Annotated in this window: 23 protein-coding genes; 8 read left to right on the plus strand and 15 right to left on the minus strand. The window is 72.0% G+C overall.

Features of this window, described 5'->3' with window-relative positions; translation table 11 throughout:
• Window positions 1-23: 23 nt before the first annotated feature.
• The 4 genes from AB0C38_RS07400 to AB0C38_RS07415 all read right to left on the minus strand — a co-directional run bounded on the left by AB0C38_RS07400 (window position 24) and on the right by AB0C38_RS07415 (window position 5,616).
• Entirely contained in the window at window positions 24-1,478 is a 1,455-nt protein-coding gene (locus tag AB0C38_RS07400; RefSeq protein ID WP_360668058.1) for a phospholipase D family protein, read from the minus strand.
• Window positions 1,479-1,523: 45 nt separating this feature from the next.
• On the minus strand, window positions 1,524-2,807 hold the full coding sequence (gene eno, locus AB0C38_RS07405) for a phosphopyruvate hydratase (RefSeq protein WP_360668061.1): 1,284 nt from the start codon (window positions 2,805-2,807) through the stop codon (window positions 1,524-1,526).
• A 263-nt stretch (window positions 2,808-3,070) separates the two neighbouring features.
• A complete protein-coding gene (locus AB0C38_RS07410; protein ID WP_360668064.1) occupies window positions 3,071-4,642 on the minus strand; it encodes an amidase in 1,572 nt (523 codons plus the stop codon).
• Window positions 4,643-4,665: 23 nt separating this feature from the next.
• Entirely contained in the window at window positions 4,666-5,616 is a 951-nt protein-coding gene (locus AB0C38_RS07415; protein ID WP_360668067.1) for a LysR substrate-binding domain-containing protein, read from the minus strand.
• A gap of 40 nt (window positions 5,617-5,656) precedes the next feature.
• On the opposite strand from AB0C38_RS07415, the gene AB0C38_RS07420 reads away from it, so the two are divergent.
• From AB0C38_RS07420 to AB0C38_RS07430, 3 genes are read left to right on the plus strand one after another with little or no spacing between them, the layout of a single operon-like run.
• Window positions 5,657-6,397, plus strand: a complete 741-nt coding sequence (locus AB0C38_RS07420) for a succinate dehydrogenase cytochrome b subunit (RefSeq protein ID WP_360668070.1) — start codon at window positions 5,657-5,659, stop codon at window positions 6,395-6,397.
• A complete protein-coding gene (locus AB0C38_RS07425; RefSeq protein ID WP_360668073.1) occupies window positions 6,397-8,334 on the plus strand; it encodes a fumarate reductase/succinate dehydrogenase flavoprotein subunit in 1,938 nt (645 codons plus the stop codon). Before AB0C38_RS07420 ends, AB0C38_RS07425 begins: the two co-directional genes overlap by 1 nt.
• A complete protein-coding gene (locus AB0C38_RS07430) occupies window positions 8,331-9,077 on the plus strand; it encodes a succinate dehydrogenase/fumarate reductase iron-sulfur subunit (protein WP_360668076.1) in 747 nt (248 codons plus the stop codon). The genes AB0C38_RS07425 and AB0C38_RS07430 overlap by 4 nt, the downstream gene beginning before the upstream one ends.
• A 17-nt stretch (window positions 9,078-9,094) precedes the next feature.
• Here AB0C38_RS07430 and AB0C38_RS07435 read toward each other — a convergent pair whose 3' ends face one another.
• The 4 genes from AB0C38_RS07435 to AB0C38_RS07450 all read right to left on the minus strand — a co-directional run bounded on the left by AB0C38_RS07435 (window position 9,095) and on the right by AB0C38_RS07450 (window position 12,027).
• Window positions 9,095-9,643 carry a DUF1062 domain-containing protein gene (locus AB0C38_RS07435; protein WP_360668079.1) on the minus strand — a complete coding sequence of 183 codons (549 nt, stop codon included), beginning with the start codon at window positions 9,641-9,643 and terminating at the stop codon, window positions 9,095-9,097.
• A 193-nt stretch (window positions 9,644-9,836) separates the two neighbouring features.
• A complete protein-coding gene (locus AB0C38_RS07440) occupies window positions 9,837-10,406 on the minus strand; it encodes a class F sortase (RefSeq protein WP_360668082.1) in 570 nt (189 codons plus the stop codon).
• A gap of 4 nt (window positions 10,407-10,410) precedes the next feature.
• The gene (locus AB0C38_RS07445; RefSeq protein WP_360668085.1) at window positions 10,411-11,190 is read right to left on the minus strand and encodes a choice-of-anchor P family protein; all 780 of its coding nucleotides are present in this window, start codon (window positions 11,188-11,190) and stop codon (window positions 10,411-10,413) included.
• 363 nt (window positions 11,191-11,553) lie between these two features.
• Window positions 11,554-12,027, minus strand: a complete 474-nt coding sequence (locus tag AB0C38_RS07450) for a hypothetical protein (protein WP_360668088.1) — start codon at window positions 12,025-12,027, stop codon at window positions 11,554-11,556.
• A 111-nt stretch (window positions 12,028-12,138) separates the two neighbouring features.
• Between AB0C38_RS07450 and AB0C38_RS07455 the strand changes: the two genes are divergently transcribed.
• Window positions 12,139-12,978: an LLM class F420-dependent oxidoreductase gene (locus AB0C38_RS07455; RefSeq protein WP_360668091.1), complete on the plus strand. Its 840-nt coding sequence runs from the start codon at window positions 12,139-12,141 to the stop codon at window positions 12,976-12,978.
• Window positions 12,979-13,141: 163 nt separating this feature from the next.
• The gene (locus AB0C38_RS07460) at window positions 13,142-13,438 is read left to right on the plus strand and encodes a DUF1540 domain-containing protein (RefSeq protein WP_360668094.1); all 297 of its coding nucleotides are present in this window, start codon (window positions 13,142-13,144) and stop codon (window positions 13,436-13,438) included.
• Here AB0C38_RS07460 and AB0C38_RS07465 read toward each other — a convergent pair.
• Entirely contained in the window at window positions 13,428-13,796 is a 369-nt protein-coding gene (locus tag AB0C38_RS07465; RefSeq protein WP_360668096.1) for a hypothetical protein, read from the minus strand. The genes AB0C38_RS07460 and AB0C38_RS07465 overlap by 11 nt on opposite strands.
• A 16-nt stretch (window positions 13,797-13,812) precedes the next feature.
• Window positions 13,813-14,412, minus strand: a complete 600-nt coding sequence (locus AB0C38_RS07470) for an SRPBCC family protein (protein WP_360668099.1) — start codon at window positions 14,410-14,412, stop codon at window positions 13,813-13,815.
• A 114-nt stretch (window positions 14,413-14,526) separates the two neighbouring features.
• Between AB0C38_RS07470 and AB0C38_RS07475 the strand changes: the two genes are divergently transcribed.
• Window positions 14,527-15,180 (plus strand): TetR/AcrR family transcriptional regulator, encoded by a 654-nt coding sequence (locus AB0C38_RS07475; RefSeq protein WP_360668101.1) that lies wholly within the window; start codon window positions 14,527-14,529, stop codon window positions 15,178-15,180.
• Here the strand turns inward: AB0C38_RS07475 and AB0C38_RS07480 are convergent.
• The 4 genes from AB0C38_RS07480 to AB0C38_RS07495 all read right to left on the minus strand — a co-directional run bounded on the left by AB0C38_RS07480 (window position 15,173) and on the right by AB0C38_RS07495 (window position 18,503).
• Window positions 15,173-15,487 (minus strand): hypothetical protein, encoded by a 315-nt coding sequence (locus AB0C38_RS07480; RefSeq protein WP_360668105.1) that lies wholly within the window; start codon window positions 15,485-15,487, stop codon window positions 15,173-15,175. The genes AB0C38_RS07475 and AB0C38_RS07480 overlap by 8 nt on opposite strands.
• A 22-nt stretch (window positions 15,488-15,509) precedes the next feature.
• Entirely contained in the window at window positions 15,510-15,971 is a 462-nt protein-coding gene (locus AB0C38_RS07485) for a hypothetical protein (protein ID WP_360668108.1), read from the minus strand.
• A gap of 28 nt (window positions 15,972-15,999) precedes the next feature.
• On the minus strand, window positions 16,000-16,326 hold the full coding sequence (locus AB0C38_RS07490) for a hypothetical protein (protein ID WP_360668111.1): 327 nt from the start codon (window positions 16,324-16,326) through the stop codon (window positions 16,000-16,002).
• Between the two features lie 149 nt (window positions 16,327-16,475).
• On the minus strand, window positions 16,476-18,503 hold the full coding sequence (locus tag AB0C38_RS07495) for a glycogen debranching protein (protein ID WP_360668114.1): 2,028 nt from the start codon (window positions 18,501-18,503) through the stop codon (window positions 16,476-16,478).
• Between the two features lie 199 nt (window positions 18,504-18,702).
• On the opposite strand from AB0C38_RS07495, the gene AB0C38_RS07500 reads away from it, so the two are divergent.
• Together AB0C38_RS07500 and AB0C38_RS07505 are read left to right on the plus strand one after the other, a co-directional pair.
• Window positions 18,703-19,734, plus strand: coding sequence for an ion channel (locus AB0C38_RS07500; protein WP_360668117.1), 1,032 nt, complete (start codon window positions 18,703-18,705; stop codon window positions 19,732-19,734).
• Between the two features lie 99 nt (window positions 19,735-19,833).
• Complete coding sequence (locus AB0C38_RS07505) at window positions 19,834-20,193, plus strand: hypothetical protein (protein ID WP_360668120.1); 360 nt, start codon at window positions 19,834-19,836, stop codon at window positions 20,191-20,193.
• Window positions 20,194-20,202: 9 nt separating this feature from the next.
• Here the strand turns inward: AB0C38_RS07505 and AB0C38_RS07510 are convergent, their stop codons facing one another.
• The gene (locus AB0C38_RS07510) at window positions 20,203-20,775 is read right to left on the minus strand and encodes a VOC family protein (RefSeq protein ID WP_360668123.1); all 573 of its coding nucleotides are present in this window, start codon (window positions 20,773-20,775) and stop codon (window positions 20,203-20,205) included.
• Window positions 20,776-20,859: the final 84 nt, after the last annotated feature.

Raw genomic sequence — 20,859 nt, forward strand, 5'->3', positions numbered from 1 at the left:
AGGGCCGATGGGCGATCTTCGCTTCAGCCGTCGACAAGGAGTCCGCGCAGTGGACCCTGCAGCCGGCCCGCCCGCCGCGAGACGCCGGGGAGCAGCACGAGCCGGTGGGTCCGTTGCTCACCCCGGCGTTCCCGTTCCGCCTGCTCCTCGGCCAGCGGCCGCCAGAGGTCGTCGACGACGTCCGCCGGGTCGCCGTCCACCTCGGCCACCTCCCGGCCGAGGTGCTCGGCCCACAGGCGCAGCCTCGTCGTGCGGGTCAGCTCGTGGTCGTCGGTCGCGATGTTGACCTCGGTGTCGTTGAACAGCGAGTGCTCGTTGAGGTTCGCCGACCCGACCGTCAGCCACTCGTCGTCGACGATGCCGACCTTCGCGTGGACGTAGACGGGGGAGGAGGCGTCGCCGTCGTGCGCGCTGATCGTCGTCGCGAGCAGGCGGCCGTTCCCGTCGTCCGCGTCGAGCAGCCTCCCCAGCTGGCCGCGGGTGGTGTCGGCGCCGTTGCTCGGCTTGCGCGGCAGCAGCAGCACGATGCGGAAGCGGTCGTCCGGTGGGGTGCGCAGCTTGTCGATGAGCACCTCGGCGATCTCGGGGGACCACAGGAACTGGTTCTCCAGGTAGATCAGCCGGCGCGCCGAGCGCAGCGCGCGCAGGTAGCCGTCGAGGATCGTGAACTCGCCCTTCGGCGCGAAGTCGTAGGTCGAGTTCGGCACCGTGCGCAGCAACTGGACGCGGCTGCCGCCGGCCGGCTGGGGCACGGCCGGCTCCGGCAGCTCTTCTTCCGCGACCTCCATCCACCGCCGCCGGAAGTGGTTCGCGACGTCGGCGACGACCGGTCCTTCGAGCCGGGACGCCAGGTCGTGCCAGCCGATCGGCCGCGGCGGATGGTCCGGGCTGTCGTGGCGGTCGCCCTCCAGCGCGGTGAAGTCGACCCCGCCGACGAACGCGACGGCGTCGTCGACCACCACGAGCTTTTCGTGGTGGCAGTGCATGCTCCGCTCGCGGGAGTCCAGCACGCAGCGCACGGCCGAGCCGTCGGTGAACTTCCGCTGCTCCCGCTTCGCCAGGGCCCGCGTCGGCTTGAACGCCGGGACCGGCGGCCCGGCCCACATCAGCACCCGCACCTCGACGCCCCGCCCGGCGGTCTCGGCGAGCAGCTCCCGCAGGGTGAGGGCGCCGGGCTCGCGCGTCAGCCGGAAGTCCGCGCTCGCGTGCCAGTTGGCGATGTGCACGTGGGACTTCGCGCCCCTGATGGCCTCCTCGATCGCCGGCAGCACCTCTTCGCCGTCGATCAGCACCTCGACGCGGTTGCCGTCGCGGACCGCGGCCCGGCCGCCGAGCCGGTCCGTCGCACCACCGGACCCGAGCACGTCACCCCAGCCGAGGTCACGCAGCCGTCTCCGGTGGTGCGCGCACAGGACGTGCTCGAGCCCGTCACCCAGCCGGTCGTCCACCTTGTCCAGGAAAGAGCGAAACGTCGTCACCCGTCCATGGCACTACAGATCGGCCCGGCCCGCCGATCGGCCGGCTCAGCGGCGGCCGCGCAGGGTGGCGCGGCCGGCGTACCGGGCTTCGGCGCCCAGCTCCTCCTCGATGCGGATGAGCTGGTTGTACTTGGCGGTGCGGTCGGAGCGGGACAGCGAACCCGTCTTGATCTGGCCGCAGCCGGTGGCGACGGCGAGGTCGGCGATCGTGGTGTCCTCGGTTTCGCCGGAGCGGTGGGACATCACGACCGAGTAGCCCGCCTTGTGCGCGGTGTCGACGGTCAGCAGCGTCTCGGTGAGCGTGCCGATCTGGTTGACCTTGACCAGGATCGAGTTCGCGATCCCGCGGTCGATGCCGTCCTGCAGCAGCTTGACGTTGGTGCAGAAGACGTCGTCGCCGACGAGCTGCACGCGGTCGCCGATGCCGTCGGTGAGCTGCTTCCAGCCGTCGTAGTCGTCCTGCGCGAGCCCGTCCTCGATGGAGACGATCGGGAACCGGGTGGTCAGCTCGGCGAGGTAGGCGACGTGCTCTTCGACGCTGCGCTTGCGGCCTTCGCCGCGGTAGTCGTAGACGCCGTTGTCGTAGAACTCCGACGCGGCCGGGTCGAGCAGCAGCGCGATGTCCTCGCCGGGGGTGTAGCCGCTTTCCTCGATGGCGCGGACGACGAACTCGAGCGCTTCGTCGGCTGAGGCGAGGTTGGGCGCGAAGCCGCCTTCGTCGCCGACGTTGGTGCTGTGCCCGGCTTTCCGCAGCGACGCGCGCAGCGTGTGGAACACCTCCGAGCCCATCCGCACGGCCTCGGCGACGGTCTCCGCGCCGACCGGGCCGATCATGAACTCCTGGAAGTCGATCGGGTTGTCGGCGTGCGCGCCGCCGTTGACGATGTTCATCATCGGCATCGGCAGCTGGTGGGCGAAGACGCCGCCGACGTAGCGGTACAGCGGCAGCGTGTTCGCCGCCGCGGCGGCCTTCGCGACGGCCAGGGAGATCCCGAGCGTGGCGTTGGCGCCGACCCGGGCCTTGTTCGCTGTCCCGTCGGCCGCGATCAGCGCGGCGTCGACCTCGGCCTGCGCTTCGGCGTTCAGCCCGACGACCGCTTCGGCGAGCTCGGTGTTGACCGCGGTGACGGCCTTGCGCACGCCTTTGCCGTGGTAGCGCGCCTGGTCGCCGTCGCGGAGCTCGACCGCTTCCCGCGTGCCGGTGGAGGCACCCGACGGGACGGCGGCCCGGCCCAGCGAGCCGTCCTCCAGCACGACGTCCACCTCGACGGTCGGGTTGCCCCGGCTGTCGAGCACCTCGCGACCATGAACACGGGCGATTGCCGTCATCTCAGCTCCTCGAAGAGTTCCCCAGGGGCGCCGGCGGCGCTGCCGTGCGCGGGTCCGGGACGGAGGCTAGCAGAGAGTGTCTGAATCGATAAGGGGTTAACGGGTCGGCGGGGAACCCGGACGGTCGGTTCGCGTGCCTGGACGGTCGGTTCGGGTGCCTGGAGGGTCGGTTCGCGTGATCCGGCACGTGACTCGCGTGATCAGGGGGCGATCTCGCGTGATTGGAGGGGCATCTCGCGTGATTGGGGGGACGACACGGCGTGTCAGGAGCCGAGTGTGGGGAGGAAGGCCGGGGCCCGGCGGGCCGGGGCGGCGCGCTCGAACGCCGCCGCGAAGGCCAGGACCCGGGCGTCGGCCCAGCGGCCGGCGAAGAACGAGACGCCGATCGGCAGCGGGCCGGCGAAGCCGGCCGGGACCGACACGTTCGGGTAGCCCGCGACGGCCGCCGGGCCCGACGAACCGAGGACGTACGCGTCTCCGGTCGCGTAGTCCGTCTTCCACGCCGGGCTGTTGGTCGGTGCGACGATCGCGTCCAGGTGCAGCCGCGAGAGCGTCTCGTCGATCGACCGCTGAGCCAGCGAAGTGGCCGTCGCCCGCTGCTGCCGGTAGGTCGGGTTGCTCGGGGACGGCGCGGCGGCGGCCTGTTCGAACAGCTCCTGGCCGAACTTCGACAGCTCGACCGGGTCGCGACGGTTGAACGCGATCAGCTCGTCGAGCGTGGCCGGGTGGCCGGGCCGGTGCGTGAGGTAGGCGTTCAGGTCGCGCTTGAACTCGGTGAGCAGCGCCGGGGACTCCGCGGCCCCGATCTGGTCCTGGTACGGCAGGTCGACGTCGACGACCGTCGCGCCGCGGGCGGTCAGCGTCCGGACCGCGTCTCCGACGACCCGGTCGACGTCGGCGTCCTGGCCGGCCAGCCGCCAGACCCCGATCCGGGCCCCGCGCAGCGCACCCGGGTGCAGGAGAGCCGCGTAGTCCCGCGGCTGCCCCGCGGGGATCGCCGCCGTCGCGGGGTCGGCCGGGTCGCGGCCCTGCAGCACGGACAGCGTGACGGCGGCGTCGACGACGTGACGCGCCATCGGCCCGGCGGTGTCCTGCTCCGCGGAGATCGGCACGACGCCGGTCCGGCTGACCAGCCCGAGCGTCGGCTTCTCTCCGACGATGTCGTTGGCGCCGGCCGGGCAGACGATCGAGCCGTCGGTCTCGGTGCCGATCGCGACCTGGGCGAGCGTGGCCGCCACCGCGGCGCCGGACCCGGAGGACGAGCCGCACGGGTTGCGGTCGAGGACGTAGGGGTTGTTCGTCTGGCCGCCGATCCCGGACCAGCCCGACGTCGCGTGCGTCGAGCGGAAGTTGGCCCACTCGGACAGGTTGGTCTTGCCGAGGATCACCGCACCGCCGCGCTGGAGCCGGTTCACCAGCGCCGCGTCGGCGGCCGGGCGGTTGCGCGACAGGGCCCGAGAACCCGCCGTGGCCGGCTGCGCGTGCGTGTCGATGTTGTCCTTGAGCAGCACCGGGATCCCGTCGAGCTGCCCGAGCGTGTGGTGCGCGCGACGGCGAGCGTCGCTGGCGGCGGCGGCCCGGAGCGCGCCGGGGTCGATCGCGACCACCGAGTGCACCTTGCCGTCGAGTGCGTCGATGCGCTGCAGGTAGGCCGTGGTCAGCCGCACGGCGGTGAGGCCACCGTGGTCCATCCGCTGCTGGAGCTCGGGGATGGTGGCCGCGTCGAGGTCGAAGCCCAGGCCGGTGCCGGCCGCGGAGGCGGGGACCGGGGCCAGGAGGGAACCGGCGAGGACGACGAGCACGGTGGCCGAGCGCAGACGATTCACGGCGTCCATCGGACTCCTGAACGCGGCGTCGGTCAACCCCCTATTTGCCGGGATCCTCCTCTGTCCACAAGAGACTCGATACCGGGCGGGAGGCTCGCGCGGTCGGCCACGAACCCGACGATCGCGGTGCGCAGCGCCCGGACGGCCCGGGTGGGTTCGACCTCCTTGCGGTAGGCCAGCTGCACGATCCGGGTCATGCCCGCCTCCGGCGCGAAGTGCGTCATCGGAAAGCGCTCACCCGCGACGCTGCTCGGCACCACCGCGGACCCGACGCCCGCGCGCACCAGCTCCAGCACGGCGTCCATCTCGCCGCCCTCGATCGCGAACGACGGCTCGAACCCGGCCGTGCGGCAGGCGTTGACCGTCGCTTCCCGGACGTCGTAGCCGCGGCGGAACATCACCAGCGGGACGTCCGCGAGCTCACGGACGTCGAGCCGGGCGCCCGCGCGCGGCACCGGCGCGTCCGCGGGGGAGATCACGACCAGCTCTTCGAGCAGCAGGGGCGTCGCCGCCAGGTGGGGGTCGCCCGCCATCCGTGCGCCGGCCAGCAGGGCCAGGTCCAGCCCGCCTTCGGCCAGCCGCTGCCGGAGGTCGCCCGACCCGCTTTCGTGCAGCTCCAGCTGGATGCCCGGGTACCGGCGGCGGAACGCCGACAGCATCACGGGCAGCAGGCCCGTGCACAGGCTGGGCGGCGCGCCGAGCCGCACGCGGCCGCGGTCGAGCTCGTCCAGCTCCCGGATCGCGAGCCGCGCGCTTTCGGTCTCCGCCAGGATCCGCCGCGCGATCGGCAGCAGGACCTCGCCGGCCTCGGTGAGCGAGACGTTGCCGCGGATCCGGTGGAACAGCGGCGCGCCGAGGTCGTGTTCGAGCGTGCGGATCTGCTGTGACAGCGAGGGCTGGGCGACCCGCATCTCCTCGGCGGCCCGGGTGAAGTGCCGGTGCTCGGCGACGGCGACGAAGTAGGCGAGCTGGTGCAGCTGCATGGCTCGATGATAGACGGTGGCTATCGAGTGCAGAGTCATGATGTCTTTGACCTCTGGTGGAACCGCTCTTACCGTCGATCAGGTGGTAACTGACCTCGAACGCCGTTCGAACCTCCGCCGGTTCTGGGACTCGACGATCGGCAAGAAGATCGTCATGGCGGTGAGCGGCGCCCTCCTGCTCGCTTTCGTGTTCGCGCACATGGTCGGCAACCTCAAGACGTTCTTCGGCGCCGGCGACCTCAACGCCTACGCGCACTGGCTGCGCACGATCGGTGAGCCGGTACTGCACTACGCCTGGTTCCTCTGGATCCAGCGCGTCGTCCTGCTCGTCGCCCTGGTGCTGCACGTCACGGCGGCGGTGCAGCTCGTCCGCCGCGACCTGCGGGCGCGGCCGGTGCCCTACGTCCACCGCCGGCCGGTGCGCGCGACCTTCGCGACGCGCACGATGCGCTGGGGCGGCGCGACGCTGGCGGTGTTCGTCGTCTGGCACATCCTCGACTTCACCGTGGGCACCGTGAACCGGGACTTCGTGCCGGGCGACCCGTACCACAACCTCGTCGCGGACTTCCAGGTCTGGTGGGTCAACGTGATCTACCTCGTCGCGCTCGCGATGCTCGGCCTGCACATCCACCACGGCTTCGCCAGCGCCGCGCGCACGCTGGGCGTCACCAGCGCGAAGCGGGAACGGGCGATCAAGATCCTCGGCAGCACGACGGCGGTCGTGATCGCGGGCGGCTACGCGCTCGTCCCGGTCGCGATCATGACGGGACTGGTGGACTGATGAGCGACTACGTGACGGGCGACCCGATCGCCGACACCAAGGCGCCCGGCGTCCCCCTGGAAACCCGGTGGGACGAACGGAAGTTCGCCGCGAAGCTGGTGAACCCGGCGAACCGGCGCAAGCACCGCGTGATCGTCGTGGGCACCGGGCTGGCCGGCGGCTCGGCCGGGGCGACGCTGGCCGAGCAGGGCTACCACGTCGTGCAGTTCTGCTTCCAGGACTCGCCCCGGCGCGCGCACTCGGTCGCGGCGCAGGGCGGCATCAACGCGGCGAAGAACTACCGCAACGACGGCGATTCGGTGTACCGGCTGTTCTACGACACGGTGAAGGGCGGCGACTTCCGGTCGCGGGAGTCCAATGTGTACCGGCTGGCGCAGGTGTCGGCGCAGATCATCGACCAGGCCGTGGCGCAGGGGGTGCCGTTCGCGCGGGAGTACGGCGGCCTGCTCGACACGCGCTCGTTCGGTGGCGTGCAGGTGCAGCGGACGTTCTACGCGCGGGGCCAGACGGGCCAGCAGCTGCTGATCGGCGCCTACCAGGCGTTGTCGCGGCAGATCGACGCGGGCAACGTCGAGCTGCACCCGCGGACGGAGATGCTCGACCTGGTCGTCGTCGACGGCCGGGCGCGCGGCATCGTCGCGCGGGACCTGGTGACCGGGGCGATCGAGACACACCTCGCCGACGCCGTCGTCCTCGCCACCGGCGGCTACGGCAACGTCTTCTACCTGTCCACCAACGCGAAGGGCTCCAACGCCAGCGCGATCTGGCGGGCGCACAAGCGCGGCGCGTACTTCGCGAACCCGTGCTTCACGCAGATCCACCCGACGTGCATCCCGCGGTCGGGGGAGCACCAGTCGAAGCTGACGCTGATGAGCGAGTCGCTGCGCAACGACGGCCGGATCTGGGTGCCGAAGCGGAAGGGCGACACGCGGGTGCCGGAGGAGATCCCCGAGGACGAGCGCGACTACTACCTCGAGCGGCTCTACCCGAGCTTCGGCAACCTGGTGCCGCGCGACATCGCGTCGCGCGCGGCGAAGAACGTGTGCGACGCGGGGCTCGGCGTCGGGCCCGGCGGCCTGGGCGTCTACCTGGACTTCGCCGACGCGATCGCGCGCATGGGCCGCCCGGCGATCGAAGTCCGCTACGGCAACCTCTTCGACATGTACCAGCGCATCACGGCCGAGGACCCCTACCGGACGCCGATGCGGATCTACCCGGCCATCCACTACACGATGGGCGGGCTGTGGGTGGACTACGACCTGCAGAGCACGATCCCCGGGATGTTCGTCATCGGGGAGGCCAACTTCTCCGACCACGGTGCCAACCGGCTCGGCGCGTCGGCGTTGATGCAGGGGCTCGCCGACGGCTACTTCGTGCTCCCGGCGACCCTCAACGACTACCTCGGCGGGGCTCGCCTGGACGAGGTTTCCCCGGGCGACGACGCGGTCACGCGGGTGGAGACCGAGGTGCGCGACCGGATCTCGCGGCTGCTTTCGGTGCGGGGAACCCGGTCCGTCGACTCGTTCCACCGCGAGCTGGGCCTGCTGATGTGGGACCACTGCGGGATGTCCCGCAACCGCGAAGGCCTGCGCAAGGCCCTGGACCGGATCCCGGGGCTGCGCGCGGAGTTCTGGCGGGACGTCCGCATCCCCGGCGGCGCGGAGGACCTGAACCAGGAGCTGGAGAAGGCGAACCGGGTGGCGGACTTCCTGGAGCTGGCCGAGTTGCTGCTCGTCGACGCGCTCGCGCGGGAGGAGTCCTGCGGCGGGCACTTCCGCGAGGAACACCAGACCGCCGACGGCGAGGCGCGACGCGACGACGAGCAGTTCTCCTACGTCGCGGCGTGGGAGTACGGCGGGCCGGACGGCCTGCCGGTGCTGCACCGCGAAGACCTCACCTTCGAGCACGTCCACCCGACCCAGCGGAGCTACACATGAAACTCACCGTCCGCATCTGGCGGCAGGCCGGCCCGGCCACCGAGGGCCGGCTGGTGTCCTACCCGGTCGACGACGTCAGCCCGGACATGTCCTTCCTCGAGATGCTGGACGTGCTGAACCAGGAGCTGATCGCGCACGGCGAAGAGCCGGTGGCCTTCGACCACGACTGCCGCGAGGGCATCTGCGGCTCGTGCGGCGTCGTGATCAACGGGCAGGCGCACGGACCGGAGCGCACGACGTCGTGCCAGCTGCACATGCGGTCCTTCGCCGACGGCGACGTGGTCGACGTGGAACCTTGGCGGGCCAAGGGGTTCCCGGTGATCAAGGACCTGGTGGTGGACCGTTCGGCGCTGGACCGGATCGTCCAGGCGGGCGGGTTCGTCAGCGCCCCGACGGGCAGTGCCCCGGACGCCCACGCGACCCCGGTCCCGAAACCGGACGCGGACCTGGCGTTCGACAACGCGACGTGCATCGGCTGCGGCGCCTGCGTGGCGGCGTGCCCCAACGGCTCGGCGACGCTGTTCACGGCGGCGAAGGTGACGCACCTGAGTCTGCTGCCGCAGGGCCAGCCGGAGCGGGCGCGGCGGGTGCTGGACATGGTCGACACGATGGACGCGGAAGGGTTCGGGGGCTGCACGAACACCGGTGAGTGCGTGGCGTCGTGCCCGAAGGGGATCCCGTTCGCGAGCATCGCGAGCCTCAACCGGGAGTTCCGGAAGGCGAGCCGCACCGGCCGTGGCTGAGCGGCTCGCCCCCGGGTTCAGCGTTTGAGCGTGAAGGTGAAGCCGCCGGTGACCCGGCCGCTCAGCCGGACCGCCGAAACGAGCTTCTCCTCCGTGATCAGCCGCTCCACTTCGGCCCGCGAAAGACCGCACCCTTCGGCGATCAGGCGCACCGGCCGGACCGGGATCCGCGCCGTGAAGCGGACCTCGACGTCGATGACCTCGCGGTCCAGGTGGTCCGAGCCGCCGGTGTCGAGGCGCCACGCGCCGTCCCAGTCGAGGGCGATGCGGTTGCGGCGCTGGAGCACCGGATCTTGGAGCAGCTCGGCGGCCAGACCGGGGTCGTTGTGCTGCAACCGGTCCAGCAGCTCGGGCCGGACGGAGCGCACGGGCACGCGCTCCAGGACCGTGAGCTTCGCCGTGTCCCCGCACCCGGTACAGAGCACGAGGAGCCAGGCGTCGAGGAGCTTGTGGTGGGCGTTGACGCGAAATTTTCCGGATGTCCGGAACCGCTCGGCCGCGCACCCGTGACAGCGGCGGCGGACGAGCGGCAGGCAGGTGGGTTCGACCACCCAGGTCGTGAGCACAGAAGTACACCGTTTTCTGTGAGAAGTCCGCAGCAAAAAGGAGCGCGGCGCACCAGCGCGACGCGCGACGATTCAGCACTCGGGGGGTTCTCACATGGTGTACAACGGCACGTCCTCGACCAGGCGACTCGGTTCGGAGCACCGTAGCCGCGCAGGGCGGTGCCGTTCCACCGGTTTTCGCGGGCCGGGAGCGTTACTTCTTGAGCTTGGCGTACACGATGACGTTGTCGAGGTAGTTCCGGTTCGCGGCGTCGTACTTGCCGCCGCAGGTGATCAGGCGCAGCTCCGGGTCGGATGTGTTGCCGTACACGGCTTCGGTCGGGAAGGACTCCTTCGCGATCTGGTCGACCTTCGTCACCTCGAACGTCAGCTTCCCGCCGTCGGCGCGGTCGACGTGCACGGGGTCGCCCGGCTTCAGCTCGTGCAGCCGCCAGAAGATGCCCTTGCGGTGGTCGCCGTCGATGTGGCCGAGGATCACCGCGGGCCCGACCTCGCCGGGCGTCGGGCCGTACTCGTACCAGCCGGCCTGCAGGGGCTGGTCGACCGGCGGCACCTCGACGGTGCGGTCGGGGTTGAGGCCGAGCGACACCAGCGACGACCGCGCGTCGATCGCGGGGACGTCGAGCGCGGTCGGCAGGGACCGCGTCACCGCGGCGGCGGCGGCGGCGGGGGCCGGCTGCGGCGGGGCGGCGGGGGTCGCCGCCGCCCCGCAGCCGGCGAGCAGCAGCGCGGAGACGGCGATGAGGAGGGCGCGGCGCAGCATCGCCTCAGCCCTCGGTGGCGAGGCCGGCGAGGGAGCCGTCGCCGGTCTGCGGGGCACCGGCGGGGACGACGACGACCTGCCCGGGCCCGGTCGGCCGCGGCGGCGCCTCGGGGGCGCGTTCCTTCGACGGGCCGCAGGTGACGGAAGCGAGTTTGACGTCGCCGCTGCCGAGCGCGCCGGTGGCCTGGCCGCCGAGCAGCTTGACGTGCAGGGCGGTCACTTCGAGGGAGCCGTCGTAGCGCTGGTTCTGCTCGTTGACGATCACTTCGGCGACGCCCGGGATGCCCAGCTTCCGGTTGGGCGAGGTGGCGGCGGGGAGCGTGCCGAGGCGGCCGAGGTTGACGCCGGCGAGGTCGCTGCTGCCGGTGACGTGCCCGTCGGCCGACCCGCAGCGGGCGCTGATCAGCCGGATCGACGGCACGCGCCCGGCGGCCGCGGCGAGCAGCGGCAGCGTCACCTCGGCGACGCTCGCCTTGGCGGCCACGGACCCCGCGCCGCCGACGACGGAGCTGCTGATGGCCTGCGCGGTGACGAGGCCCTTGAGCGGGACGTCGGCGATGCTCGCCTCGGCGGGACCGGCGCCGCCCGACTTCGCCAGCTGCCCGGTGTCGACGGTGCTGCCCTTGCCGTCGGTGAGGACCCCGGGCAGGAGGGTGACGGAGGCGGAGGCGCCGTAGGCGGACCCGGTGACGGCGTCGTCCGCGGTGGCGACGCCGGTGGAGCCGGCGAGAACGGCGACGGTCACCCCGGCCAGGCTCCCGGCTCGGAGCAGGGTCGTGCGCATGAAGAAAGTCCTTTCGCCGGAACGGAAAACGGGGAGACACCGCAACGGGACGTGGCCCGGCGGCGAGGGAAAGCCCGGCCACGCTATCAAAATCGCTACCGGGGGCAAGGATTCCTTGCGGTGGCGGGGATTTCGGTGGTGCGCTGAACGTGATCTTTCGTTTCGGGGACGACACTAAGCGGTCACTCGGGGGCTCGGGTTTTCCGAATGTGTGGACGCGGAGTAGTGCGCACTGCGGCATTCGAGGAGGTTCAGCCCCGGATCAGACACGGACGAGTGATTACCTGGACGGGCGGCGGCGAACACGCAGAGTCATGTGACCACCACGGTGGTTTGGACCGCCGCCACGGCCGCGGTGCGTCGTCAAGCCCGGTACGGCCCGTGGTTCCCGAGGTCCGGGCTCACCCGCGGCGACGGACCGCTCTGCCCGGGCACCGGCGTCACGGTCCGGTCGGTCCCGGCCTCGCCGACCGGCCGGACGTGACCCTCACCGGGCCGGTCGGTCTCCTGATAGTGGGACTCGACGATCGTGTCCTGCCGGCGGCGGGCGAGGACCGCCAGTGTCAGGCCGTGGGCCACCGCCAGCAGCAACAGGAAGACGCCCAGCCGGCCGACGAGGGCGGCCGTCGAGCCCGACCAGCCCGGGCCCACCACCGACAGCAGGGCAAGCACGCCGAACGCGACCAGGTGGAAGACCGTCACCACCATCCTCGCCATCGCACCGGTCCCGTCGCCGCCGCTCAGGTAGCGGCGGCCGCCGCGGTAGAGGACCTGGCCGTCGGCGATCACGAAGATCAGGCCGATGATCAGGAACCCCGGGAGTTCGTTGTCGGGCATCGTCTCCTCCTCGTTTCCGACAGGGGTACCCGGAGCCGGCGGCGCGACGAGCCGCTTCACCGGATCGAGCGACGGGCGCCCTGGAGGAACTCCAGGTTTACGATCACGATCATGCGATTCGCCATCAAGACCTCGCCCCAGAACACCGAGTGGGCGGACATGCTCGCCGTGTGGCAGGCCGCCGACGAGATCGAGCTGTTCGAGTCCGGCTGGACCTTCGACCACTTCTATCCCATCTTCTCCGATTCGTCCGGGCCGTGCCTGGAAGGCTGGGTCACGCTGACCGCGCTCGCGCAGGCCACCCGGCGGCTGCGGCTGGGCACGCTGGTCAGCGGGATCCACTACCGCCACCCCGCGCTGCTCGCGAACATGGCCGCGACGCTCGACATCGTCTCCGGCGGCCGGCTGGAGATCGGGATCGGTGCGGGCTGGAACGAAGAGGAGTCCGGCGCGTACGGCATGGAGCTCGGCTCGGTCAAGGAACGCAGTGACCGCTTCGAGGAGGGCTGCGAGGTGCTCGTGGGCCTGCTGACCCAGGAGTCCACGACCTTCAAGGGCGAGTACTACCAGCTGACCGACGCCCGCAACGAGCCGAAGGGCGTGCAGAAGCCGCACCCGCCGATCTGCATCGGCGGCAGCGGCGAGAAGCGCACCCTGCGCACGGCCGCGAAGTACGCCCAGCACTGGAACTTCGTCGGCGGCACGCCCGAGGAGTTCGCCCACAAGCGCGAGGTGCTGCACCGCCACTGCGCCGACATCGGCCGCGACCCGGGCGAGATCACGCTGTCCTCGCACGTCCGCCTCGGCCCGGACGGCGACTACGCCAAGGTCGCGGCCGAAGCGGAGGCGCTCGGCGAAGCGGGCCTCGACCTCGCGATCGTGTACCTGCCGCCGCCGCACACCCCGGCCGTGCTGGAGCCGCTGGCGAAGGCGCTCGAGCCGCTGCTTTGACGAGCACCGCGCCGAGCCGACTGTCGCGTTAGGACACGCGGGTCTCACCCGGGCGGGCGGAGTGGATCACCCGGGCGAGTTGCCGCGAATTGCGCGACCCCGGAACCGGTGGCAGCGTCGGGAAACCGAACTGATTTCCCACCACGGATTCCAGGAGTCGCGCATGACCACCACCGAAATGCCCGCTGTCCACGAATGCACCGTCAGCGGTTGTTCCTACAACCACGACGGCTGCCACGCCTTCGCCATCACCGTCGGCGGGGACAACGGGTCCGCGGACTGCGGCACCTTCGTCCCGCTGAACACGAAGGGCGGTCTCGACCGCGTCGTGGCTCAGGTGGGTGCCTGCTCGCGGGCCGACTGCCGGCACAACTCCTCGCTGGAGTGCACGGCTTCGAGCGTCCGGGTCGGCCCGGGCGAGGGTGCGAACTCCGCGAACTGCCTCACCTTCACGAAGTAGCACTCGGCGTACCCGGCGCCGGTCGGCTCCCGACCGGCGCCGCGGCGCGCCGCCGTACGAACTGCAGCCTGGCGGCCGCCACGACGCCGGCCGCGACGACAACTCCCGTCGCCACGGGGCTCAGGAACTTCGACAGGCTCGGTGCCGAGCTCGGCCCGAGCAGCCAGACGGCCAGCGGGATGACGTAAGCCGCCGCCATCAGGCCGCTCCACCAGCGGGCGTCGCGGGAACGCAGGGTGCGGGCCAGCACGATCGCGACGGGGATGCCGCCGAGCAGCGCGAACTGGCCGAGAACCATGACCGGGAACGCCCACGCCGCGACGAGCACGGCCTTCGACGGGCGAATGGGTGTGGACATCATTTCTCCTTCGAGGTCAGCAGTGACGGGCTTCGGCGGCGGTCTTGAGGTCGGCCAGCCAGAGGTCGAGGCCGGGCGCGAGGTACTTGATGGCCGTGGCGGGGTCGGCCTCGATCTGGGCACCCGTCCAGCTCTCCTCCGTACGCACGACGACGCCGCCCCGGGCCGGCGTGAACGTCCAGACGTGGACGCCCCGGTCGATGCGCAGGCCGTCGCCGATCGCCGGGCCGGTCCAGCGGACGCACCGCCCGGGCTGGACCTGGCCGACGGTGGACGTGATGACGAGCGTCGTGGCGGGGGAGGACGGCGTCGCCGGGGCCGGCGTCGTCCAGCGGAACCGCGACCCCGGGTGCAGGGGGCCCGGATCCAGCCGCTTCGCGCTGGTGACCGCGGCCTGCCAGTCCGGCCACCCCGCCACGGCGGTCTGCACCTTCCAGACGGTGCTCGGGGGCGCCTTGACGAACGTCTCGGTCCGGTGGTGCAGCTGAGCGGCGGGATCGATGCCCTGACCGCGGCAGGTCAGCGGGCTCGCGGTGGCCGCGTCCGCCGGCGTGGCGGCGAAGAGGGCCGCGGTCGCCAGGGGGACGGCGAGCAGGGCGCGGGTGGTCTTGAGCATGGCGTCTCTTCTCGTTTGGTTAGTGGCTCTTGCTGTAGTTAGAAGCTATAACCAACCGATGCTTAGTGTCAATAAGAAAAGTGATAGCCTCTAACCAGTCGGAAGGAGCCGCTCATGACGGACGCGGGGCCGAGCTCGCGCGAGCGCTACCGGGCGCAGGTGCGCGCGGAGGTCAAGCAGCACGCGTGGGAGCAGATCGCCGAGGCGGGCGTGCCGGCGTTGTCGCTCAACGCCATCGCCAAGAAGCTCGGGATGAGCGGGCCGGCTCTCTACCGGTACTTCGCGAACCGGGACGAGCTCGTGACGGCGCTCATCCGCGACGCGTACCGGAGCATCGCCGACACCGTCCGCGCGGCCCACGACGGCGGCGCGGACCTGGCCGCGCTGGCGCACGTCATCCGGGACTGGGCCCGCAAGGACCCGCAGCGGTACTTCCTGATCTACGGCACGCCCGTCCCCGGCTACCACGCCCCCGACGACACCACGGCGATCTCGCACGAGGTGATGGCGGTGCTCATCGAGGCCTGCGGCGCGGGGCAGGCCGACGCGCCGCCGTCACCGTTCGACACCCACCTGGAAGACCACCGGGAGTGGGCGGGCGGCCACCCGGCGCCGGCCGCGGTGCTGCACCGCGCACTGTCGTTCTGGACGCGCCTGCACGGCGTGCTCTCACTCGAGCTGGCCGGTCACTTCACCGGCATGAGGTTCGACCCCGGCAACTTGGTCGACGAGGAAGTGGCGGCACTCGGCCGGCGCGCCCTCAGGTGACGGGCTTCGTGGCCGGCGCGACGATGCCGGCCAGCCCGAGCCGGGCGAGCTTGCCTTCCACCGCGGCCGACGCCGTGACGATCAGCCGGCAGCCAGCGCGCTGAAGGTGGGGGATGAGCACCGCGACGGCTTCGGTCGTGAAGTGCTCGACGGCGGTGAGGTCGACCAGCACGGCCGGCGCGCCGCCGGTCGCGGTGGCCAGCGCGGCGGCGAGGCCCTCCGCCGACGGCGCACCCCGCGCCCGGACGAGCGCCGTCTCCCCGGCGGCGCCGCTGACCTCGATCGCGCCGTCCGGCACCGTGCTCATCAGGGCTTCCTTCCGCCGGCGGTCACGGGGTGAAACAGCTCAGCGACGGGAGCGCCGCCGCGGAGCTGTCCGACAGTTCGACGAGCCACACGAGCAGGTGGATCACGACGGCGACGACGTCGTCGGACTGCCCGCGGGTGGCCAGCTCCACCTGGATGTCCCGGCTCGCGGCGTCGTCGCCGAGGTCCGCGAGCAGGGCGCGCAGCGCGGCCAGGGGGCCGGGCGGCAGCCGGTCGACCTCGACCGGCCGGGCCCGCTCGTCCGCCACGGCGATGGTGAAGACCGCCCCGGGACCGGCCGGGCGGCGGGCGCGGACCGCTGACGCGCACCGGCCGACCAGCTCCCCGACGATCTCGGCGGGGGCGTGCGGCGACCCGGCGCGGGCGAGCACGCCGAGCGCGTCGGCCACCTCGTCGTACGACCCGGCCATCGCGGCCTCGACGAGACCGGCGGTGAACGGCCGGACCTCTCGGTTCTCCGTCATCCGGTCGAAGTACCCGGCCGGCCCGGGCTTAACCGGCCGGTGTGGACTCCGGCAGGGCGAAGAGGGTGTGCTGGGCGGAATCCTCCGGTTCGCCGCCGAGGCGCAGGCACTTGCGGCAGGTCACGTGCAGGTCGGTCGGGGTGATCTCGCCGGCCGCGCCGAGCCCGGACCACCCCTGGTGACAGGCGGGCGCGGGCAGGGTCAGCTCGTCGAGCCAGGGCACCCAGGCGACCCGGTGGGCGACGCCGGACCGGCCGATCCGCAGCCGCATCCCGGTGAAGAGGCGGTGCTGCGCGGCCGCGAACCGTTCGGGATCGACCCGGGTGACCGGGAACAGCGGGATCGGTTCGCTCACTTCCCCAGTATGCGGGGCCGGGGTGCGTGTGCGCGGTGGCCGGCCGGTCGGGGGGCGTGCCGGCCGGCCACCGCGTCGTAGGGGAAGAGGGGACGTCGTCCCGGAAATGACGGCCGGGCGCCGGGTTCACCGGTTCGGGTGACGTCGGCTCAGCCGGCGGCGAGCCAGTCGAGGTTGATCGAACCGGTGTCGCCCGCCGCGTACGACAGCGTGACCACCGGGTCCCGGCCGGCGAGCGGGACGTCGCCGAACGTCACGGTGCCCCACGTGTCCCAGCTGTCGGAGACCTTCGGGAAGCTCACCTGCCGCAGCGGGCGCCCGTCCACCGACAGCGTCATCGTCCGGGCGTCGCTGTTGGCGTTGGCGTAGCGCACGGTGAGCGCGGCCGACGCCGGTGCGTCCGACGTGCGGTGCAGCGTGAACGACGACGCCGCGCCCTGGGCCCAGAGCCCGTCGAGGAACGCGCGGCCGGAGTAGCCGGTGTGGTTCACGTTCGTCTTCACCCCGCCGGTGTTGAGCGCGTCCTCGGCCTCGAGGTGGCCGGGGGCCGGGCAGCCGCCGACGGTGCCCGCGGTGTCGGCGCAGCGGTCGGCCGCGTCGGGCACGCCGTCGCCGTCGCGGTCGCCGGCGGCCGCGCCGGTGAGCGTGATCGCGATGGTGTGGCTCCCGGTGAGCGTGGCCGGGACGGTGTTGCCGGGCGCGGGCCGGCCGTCGATCGTGAACGAGCTGATCCTGGTGCCCGCGCCGCGCAGCGCTATCGTCAGGTTCCCGGTGCGGTAGGCCAGGTTCCGGAGGGTGACGTCGCCCCAGCCCGCCGGGAGCCCGGGCGCGAACGTCAGGCCGCGGTCGGTGAACGTCAGCCCGAACAGGCCGGTGTGGATCATGTCGAGGAACGCGGTGCCCGACCAGGTCTGGTCGGGTTCGGAGCCCCAGTGGAACTTCACGGTGTCGCCGAGCCGCTGGTAGCCGCCGTCCACGACGCCGGTGTGGCCGTTGTAGATCTCCCAGAACCCGCTGTTCCCGTCCGCCAGCTTGGCCAGGCGGGCGGTCTCCGAGGCGAAGGCACTCTGGTTGCCTTGCCCGGCCAGCGCCTTGGCCCACAGCCCCTGCACGAGCGGCCAGACGATCGCGTTGTGCCGGCCCGGCTGCGCGTCCGAATAGCGGTCCCAGTTCGGGAAGGTGTCGGGCATGCCCCACGGCATTTCCTGCGCGTGGGCGACGATCGAGCGGGCCTGGGCCGGGTTCGCGATGCCGAAGAGCAGCGCGAACGCCAGCCCGGTGCCTTCCTGGTAGGCGCCGCGGGAGCCGTCGGCGAGGAGCTGGTAGTCGTACAGGCCGGTCTTCGCGTTCCAGAAGTACTGGTTGATCGCGGTTTTCAGGGCGGCGGCCCGGGTCCGGTAGCCGGCGATCTCCGCACCCGGACGGCGAAGCTTCTCCGCCATGTTCGCGGCGTTGACGTAGGCGGCGTAGTAGACCTCGTTGGTGCTCAAGTACATCCCGCTCGCCACGCCCGGCCACGGCGCGCTCCCGGTGCTGACCGACTCGGTGGCGTCGGCGGGCGGGGCGGGGTAGCCGGCGATGCCGTCGTTGAAGAACGACGGGCCGGTGAACAGCCCGTATTTCGGGTTGAAGCCGGCCGTGGTGGCGTGTTCGCGGATGGCCAGCGTGTCCGCCGTCGTGCGGTAGGCGTTTTCGAGGAACCCGGCGTCGCCGGTGACCAGGTAGTGGTGCCACGCGGCGGTCGCCCAGACGACCTGGTCCCACTGCTGGTCGTCCTGCTGCACGCGCAGGGCGCCGCCGGCGTCCTTGTCGACGACCGCCCACAGCGTGTTCTCCGCGAGGGCGGGGGAAAGGAGGCTGGTGGCGTTCCAGCTGTTGATCGAGGCGTCCCGCGTCCACGGCTGGTCGTACCCGCCGCCCGCGCGGACGAGACCCACGGACGGGTCGAGCAGCCCGCTCTTGTCGTACTTCGGGTCGTAACCGATCGTGTTGGTGCGCAGCAGGTTGTCCAGCGCCGCGCGGTAGGCGGTGCCGAAGAGGGCCTGGCCGGCGGGGTTCGCGAACTCGAGCTGCGGCGGCGGTGGACTCGCGGACGCCGGGCTCGTGGAGGACACGCCGGCGAGGACACCGCACGCGACAGCCACGGCGAAGAGTGTCGAACGGACCCGTTTCTTCATGCGCGTACCTCTTTCGGCGCCCGGGGGACCGGGGACAGTCCACCACGGAACGCGGGTTTTTCCCTGGGAACACGGGGATCCTGTCCGTTTCTGTCCGGCGTCCCGGGCGGCCGTCACGGTCCGGTAAAGATCGTTGTGCCTGGTAGCACCGTGTGATCAGGTGGCGGGACCGGTGACCCGAGTCCGGCGAGGAGGATCGGTGACGTTCTTCCTCTCGCGGTTGTTCGCGCGCTGGTTGCCGAACCGGGGCTGGCTCCTGCCGGTCGCCGTGGTGGTGGTCGTGTTCGCGACGAGCTGGCCGCTGATGGCGCTCGCCGAGCCGGCCGGCAGCGAGCTGGTCCGGCCCGCCAACTTCTGGTGGTACTTCGTCGTCACCACGACCACGGTCGGGTACGGCGACTTCTCGCCCGAGACGCTCGCCGGGCACTTCGTGGGCGCGTACGTCATCGCCGGCGGGCTCGCCACGCTCACGACGGTGTTCACGAAGCTCGCTTCGGTGCTGGAACAGGCGAAGGGACGGCGGATGCAGGGGACGGAGGCGGTGCGGGGGACCGGGCACACGGTGCTGGTCGGGTACGCGGCCGGGCGGACCGAGCGGATCGTGGCCCAGCTGCTGGCCGACGGCGTGACCGGGCTGGTGCTCTGCGCGGAGGTGCCGGTGCACCCGATGCCGGAGCAGCCGGTGGAGTTCGTCCGCGGTGAGCCGACGGCCGCCGAGGTGCTGGCCCGGGCGGGCGTGCCGCACGCGGCCGCCGTCCTGGTCGACATGGCCGACGACAACGAGGCGCTGGCCGTCGCGGTCACGGTGGACCACGCCAGCCCGGTGTCGCACGTCGTGGTCACCCTGCGCGACCTCGAGCGGGCGGAGCTGCTGCGGTACGTGGACCCGCGGATCCGCTGCGTGCAGTGGCACACGCCCCGGATGGTGACCGAGGAGCTGACGTCGCCGGGGATCGCGGAGGTGTACGCCGAGCTGATGACGGCCGGGGGCGCGGACACGTTCTCGGTGACGCTGCCGGAGTCGCTCGGCCGGCTGCCGGCGTCGCGGTGCCGCATCGCGCTCGGGCGCGCGTACGGCGCGACGGTGCTGGCCGCGCGCACGGGGGAGGACCTGGTGGTGAACCCGGGCTGGGACGCCGAGCTGGCGGCGGGGGCGGTGCTGTACTACGTCGGCCCCCGGCGGCTGACGGGCGGGGAAGTCGAGACGGCTTTGCGGGATCGCAGGCCGTGATTTATTCGCTTTGTCCGATTTCTGGGGGCTGATGGTGGCTGGTTCGGGCTCGGAGTTGCATACTGCGACCATGGCGCGAGGGAAAGCGGAGGTCGCGCGGTGAGTCCCCGGGAGGGGCCGTCCCGCCCGAAGTTCGGCAGGATCGACCCGTTCTGCCTGATGGCGGTGCTGCCCGTGCTGCTGGTGGCCGGCATCATCGGGTCGCTGGTCAACGTGGCTCTGGGGCTGGGCTGCGCGGTGTTCGCGGCGCTGATCGTGCTGTTCGACTCGTGGGCGAACCGGCCGTCCCGGGCACCGGCGCGGGAGCCCGAGCCGGAGCGGCGCGAGCGCCCGCCGCGCCCGGCCGCGGCTCGCCCCCCAGTACGGCGCCAGGGGCCGCCCCCGCCGCGACCGCAGGTTCCGCGAGGACAACAGCCACCACGGGCGCGGCAGGCACCGCGTGAGACTCCGTATCGCTGAGCGGCTGGCTCAGGCCTTCTGGTGCTCCGCCATGTACCGCGAGTACCAGACCGGCCATTCCGCGTCGTACTCCCCGGTCTCTTTCTCGTGCTCGCCGTGCGCGGCCGCGGCTTCGCGCAGTGCCCGCTCCAGCTCCTCCGCCGAGCCGTACGTCACGCCGTCGACGCGTCCGGGGAACCGGGTCGTGATCTCCTGCAGCAGCCAGGTGTTGCCGTCCGGGTCGCTGAACGACGCGAACGACGAGTACGTGCCGCGATCGGGGTGGGCGCCCGGCGCGAACGCGCCCGTCTCGTCGCGGTGGAACACCTCGCTGACGTCGACGCCGTGGCCGGCGAGCTCCGCCCTGGCCGCCTCGACGTCCTCGACGACGAGGTAGGTGCTCCGGACCGAGCCGGGGGCGGCGTCGGTGAGGCCGGTGCCGAAGTGGACCGACGTCGCCGACCCCGGCGGGGTCAGCTGCACGATCCGCGAGGCGCCGAAGTCGATGTCGGCGTCCTCGCGCCAGCCGAGGGCCTCGTAGAACCGCTTGGTCCGGTCGGCGTCGGCGACGGGCAGCACCACGACCTCGAGCTTCATGTCCATGATCGGAACTCCTCTCGTGCGTCGCGGCGCGGTTCGCCGCTCGACGACAACAATGCCCGCTGCGAGCCCCGGCGCGGAGGGACC

It is taken from the genome of Amycolatopsis sp. NPDC048633 (assembly GCF_040650695.1).
GTDB lineage: Bacteria > Actinomycetota > Actinomycetes > Mycobacteriales > Pseudonocardiaceae > Amycolatopsis.